Annotated in this window: 4 protein-coding genes and 1 pseudogene; 3 read left to right on the top strand and 2 right to left on the bottom strand. The window is 71.6% G+C overall.

The genetic code is table 11. The features are described 5' to 3' along the window. Nucleotides 1–52 precede the first annotated feature (52 nt). Nucleotides 53–1672, top strand: coding sequence for a DUF885 domain-containing protein (locus EYA84_RS27220; RefSeq protein ID WP_131056622.1), 1620 nt, complete (start codon nt 53–55; stop codon nt 1670–1672). A gap of 66 nt (nt 1673–1738) precedes the next feature. Here the strand turns inward: EYA84_RS27220 and EYA84_RS27215 are convergent, their stop codons facing one another. Next, nucleotides 1739–2095 (bottom strand): hypothetical protein, encoded by a 357-nt coding sequence (locus EYA84_RS27215; protein ID WP_131056620.1) that lies wholly within the window; start codon nt 2093–2095, stop codon nt 1739–1741. Nucleotides 2096–2178: 83 nt separating this feature from the next. Beyond that, nucleotides 2179–2871: a hypothetical protein gene (locus EYA84_RS27210; protein WP_131056618.1), complete on the bottom strand. Its 693-nt coding sequence runs from the start codon at nt 2869–2871 to the stop codon at nt 2179–2181. A gap of 221 nt (nt 2872–3092) precedes the next feature. Between EYA84_RS27210 and eno the strand changes: the two genes are divergently transcribed. Further along, a complete protein-coding gene (eno, locus tag EYA84_RS27205) occupies nt 3093–4376 on the top strand; it encodes a phosphopyruvate hydratase (protein ID WP_131056616.1) in 1284 nt (427 codons plus the stop codon). Between the two features lie 29 nt (nt 4377–4405). After that, nucleotides 4406–4564 (top strand): annotated as a pseudogene (locus tag EYA84_RS33645) (septum formation initiator family protein); the annotation flags it as partial.

Below are 4564 nucleotides of genomic sequence, written 5' to 3'. Positions count from 1 at the left end.
GGGGGGGGCGGCTACAGCGGCGGGGGGTGGGTCGGGTGGTTAGGGTCGGGGGGTGGAGAAGTTCGAGGTGGTGGCGGAGCGGATCGTCGAGGCGTTGCTGGTCAGTCGGCCGGGGGTGGCCACCTCGGTCGGGGACCACCGGTACGACGACCGGTTGCCGGATCTCTCCGCCGACGCGGTGGCGGCCGACCGGGCCATGCTCGTGGACGCGGCCAGCGTGCTGTGCGAGATCGACCCGGACCCGGGTGACGTCGAGGAGCAGGTGGATCACGCACTGCTCGCGGCGGCTGTCGACCGGGAACTCTTCGAGCTGACCGAGATCCGGGCGCACGAGTGGGACCCGCTCGCGCACAATCCCGGTCCGTTGCTGCACGCCCTCGTCGCCCGGCCGTACGCGCCGATCGAGGAGCGGCTGACCGCGCTCGCCGGCCGGCTCGGCGCCGTACCGGACGCGTTGGCGACCGCGCGGGCGACGCTGCGCGACATGCCCCGGATCCACGCCGAGACGGCGGTCGGGCAGTTCACCGGTGCCGCCGCGCTGGTCCGGGACGAGGTGCCGGAACTGCTCGCGCAGGCTCCGGCACTGGCCGACCGGATCGAGCCGGCGGCGACTGCGGCGATCGCCGCGCTGGAGGAGTTCGTCGCCTGGCTGCGTCTCGGGTTGGCCGCCGACGACGGGCCGGGGCGGGATCCCCGGTTGGGGCGGCGGCGCTGGGAGGCGCGCCTGTGGCACACGCTCGACACCGAGTTGGGCGCGGCCGAGATCCAGCGGCGGGCCTGGGCCAACCTGGACCGGGTCGGCGAGGAGATCCGCGCGGCGGCGGTCGAGCTGGTCGGTGGTCCGGCCGACGACGAGACGGTACGCCGCGCGTTGGACCTGCTCGCCGCCGAGCACCCGGACGACCACACCATCGTCGACCTGGCCTCGATCACGATGGACGAGGCGAGTGACTTCGTCCGCGCGTACGACCTGGTGAGCGTGCCGGAGGACCCCTGCGTGATCCAGGTGATGCCGCAGTTCGCGCGCGGCGTGGCGGTGGCCTACTGCGACGCGCCGGGCGCGCTGGAGATCGCCGACCTGCCCACGTTCTACTGCATCGCGCCGACTCCGACGGACTGGTCGGCGCACCGGGTGGAGTCGTTCTACCGCGAGTACAACGATCACATGATCAGGAACCTGACCGTGCACGAGGCGATGCCGGGTCACTTCCTCCAGCTCGCCCACGCCCGTCGGCACCGGGGCACGACCCGGGTCCGGGCGCTGACCCGGTCGGGTCCGTTCGTCGAGGGTTGGGCGGTCTACGCCGAGGAGCTGATGGCCGGGCACGGGTTCGGCGGGCTACCGGTGCGGTTGCAGCAGCTCAAGATGCAGTTGCGGATGACCCTCAACGCGTTGCTGGACCAGTTGGTGCACGCCGAGGAGGTGCCCGAGGCGGAGGCGATGGCGCTGCTGACCGGGCGGGGCTTCCAGGAGGAGGGTGAGGCGGCCGGCAAGTGGCGCCGCTCGCTGCTCACCTCGGCCCAGCTCTCCACCTACTTCGTCGGGTACGCGGAGGTCGCCGACATCGCCGGGGCCCGCCCGTCCGAGGTGCCCCTGCGGGACTGGCACGACGAGATGCTGGCGCACAACTGCCCGCCGCCGCGCCACCTGCGTACCCTCCTGGGGGTGTGAGGCCGCCGTGGTGGGACCAGCCGAGCTGTCACCGCTCAGCCCATCCGCAGCAGCCCACCCGGCGGATCATCGATCCAGGAGCCGGATGGCCAGGGCGACCAGGGCGCAGCCGGCCAGCCCGATCACCGCGGCGACGGTACCGGAGAGGATCGGGCCGGCGGTCCACGCGGCGCTGCGTACCCGGATCGCCATGGTCCCCATGCCGATCGCGCTGCTCAGGACGAACACGAGCGCCCCGAAAGCGATGGCGGCGAAGAGGATCAGGTCTTCCCAACCGTCCACGCCGGTTCGGGACTGCCAGGCGACCCAGCCGACGAAGGCGATGTAGAGCACCGCGTACCACGCTGGCACGGTGACGATCGCGACGACCCGGTCGCGGCGGCTGCGGAGCTGGCCGGGGGCCGGACGCTGAGTTTCGGTCATGGTGTCACTGTGACCACCGCGGGCCGGTCGGCGCGTGAGTAGCACTACTCAGGCGCGCTTCTGGGGTGAGAAGTGCGGAATGCTTAGGAATCGCTCGGTCGGCGGTCCACCACGCCGGCGCCCGGCGGCAGCTCGAACGCCGCGCCGTCGACCTGCTCCTGGTAGCGGCTCAACGCCAGCTCCACCGGTACGCCGTCGATCTGGCCGGTGAAGCTGCCGAGCACGCCCTCTCCGGTCACGCAGGCGTTGAAGCTCCCGGCCGTCTGGCGGACGTCGACGCAGGTGGCATGGTGTCCGGCGACGGTGGTCTCGCTCTGGGTGATGACCGCTCCGGGGTCCAGCGCGGCACTGGTCAGCAGGCCCATCACCAGCGGCGGCGTGACCAGGCCCTCGCGTTCGGCGGCGGCGAAGACGACCACCGGCGGTTTGCTGTTCGGGGCGGGCGGCGCTTCGAGCGTGCAGACCGTGCGCCCGTCGTCGGCCTCGCAGCGGGTGGTCGCCTCGGCGGTGGCGGTCAGCTTGCCGTCCGGCCACTCGTACGCGGACCGGGCCGGGTCCTGGGACTGGTTGATCGACGCGGTGCGTCCGCCCGCGAGTTGGTACTGCGCCGAGTAGGTCAACTCCAGCGCCCGGTCGATCCGGGCGGCGAGGTCGTTGACCACGTCGGCCCGTCCCATGGCCCGTCCGGCGTCGTCCAGAGCCTGACAGCCGGTGACGGTGAGCAACGCAATGACCGACACGGCGAGCGTACGGAGGGTGGTCGAAGCGGCGGGCATGGCGCCAAGCCTGATCGATCAGGTCCCGCTCGTGCAAACCCGTTGCCGGTTGACGCACGAGAATTCGGGAATGTCCGACCCGTCGGCGCTCACGGAGCGGGTCGCGGCCCGCCCGGTCGCGGTGCGGCGGAACGGGGACCGATACGCTGCGTTCAACACCTGCCTCAGCCGCACCGTCGCGGCCCATACCGCACGAGACGACACGAACGAGGAGCGACTCAGTGGCAACCATCGAGGTAATCGAGGCTCGGGAGATCCTGGACTCGCGGGGTAACCCGACGGTCGAGGTCGAGGTCGGGCTGGACGACGGCACGATCTCCCGAGCGGCGGTGCCCTCCGGCGCCTCCACCGGCGCCTTCGAGGCGGTCGAGCTGCGCGACGGTGACAAGGGCCGCTACCTGGGCAAGGGAGTGGAGAAGGCGGTCGCCAACATCGAGGACCGCATCGTCGACCAGCTCATCGGGTACGACGCCAGCGAGCAGCGGGTGATCGACCAGAAGATGCTGGACATCGACGGCTCCGACAACAAGGGCGAGCTGGGCGCGAACGCCATCCTCGGTGTCTCGCTGGCGGTGGCCAAGGCGGCGGCCGGCAGTGCCGGGCTGAGCCTCTTCCGTTACCTGGGTGGGCCGAACGCGCACCTGCTCCCGGTGCCGATGATGAACATCCTCAACGGCGGGGCGCACGCCGACAGCAACGTCGACATCCAGGAGTTCATGATCGCGCCGATCGGCGCGCCGAGCTTCCGGGAGGCGCTGCGCTCGGGTGCCGAGGTCTACCACGCGCTCAAGACCGTGCTGAAGAAGAAGGACCTGTCGACCGGGCTCGGTGACGAGGGCGGCTTCGCCCCGAACCTGCCCACCAACGCCGCCGCGCTCGACCTGATCGCCGAGGCGGTGGAGAAGGCCGGCTACACGCTCGGCACCGACATCGTCTTCGCCCTGGACGTGGCTGCCACCGAGTTCTTCTCCGACGGGCGGTACACGTTCGAGGGTGTCGCCAAGAGCGCCGAGGAGATGAGCGAGTACTACACCAAGCTCGCCGACGCGTACCCGATCGTGTCGATCGAGGACCCGCTGGCCGAGGACGACTGGACCGGCTGGCAGACGCTGACCACCGCGATCGGTGACCGGGTCCAGATCGTCGGCGACGACCTGTTCGTCACCAACCCGCAGCGCATCGCCCGGGGCATCGCCGAGCGGGCGGCGAACGCGGTGCTGGTGAAGGTCAACCAGATCGGCTCGCTGACCGAGACCCTGGACGCGGTCGACCTGGCCCACCGGGCCGGCTTCATGTGCATGATGAGCCACCGGTCCGGCGAGACCGAGGACACCACCATCGCCGACCTCGCGGTGGCCACCGGCTGCGGCCAGATCAAGACCGGTGCCCCGGCCCGCTCCGACCGGGTGGCCAAGTACAACCAGCTCCTGCGCATCGAGGAGGAGCTGGGCGACGCGGCGCGGTACGCCGGTGCGGGCGCCTTCCCGCGTTACCGTTCCGCCTGACGGGTGGTGAACCTCGGGGGAGGGGTGTGATGCAGCAGCGCCGCACGCCGGGTGGTCAACGTCCGGCCCGCCGGCCGGGACGCACCGGTCGGCCCGGCGTCGGCCGGGAGGGCGGAGGTGTCCGCGCCGAGTCGCGTACCACCGCCGGCCGGTCGCCGTCGGCTGCCCGCGGTGCCGAGGGCGTACGC

It is taken from the genome of Verrucosispora sp. SN26_14.1 (assembly GCF_004307965.1).
Classification (GTDB): Bacteria; Actinomycetota; Actinomycetes; order Mycobacteriales; family Micromonosporaceae; genus Micromonospora.
The sequence above is the reverse complement of the archived record's forward strand: the minus strand, read 5'-3'. Positions and strand labels throughout refer to the sequence as shown.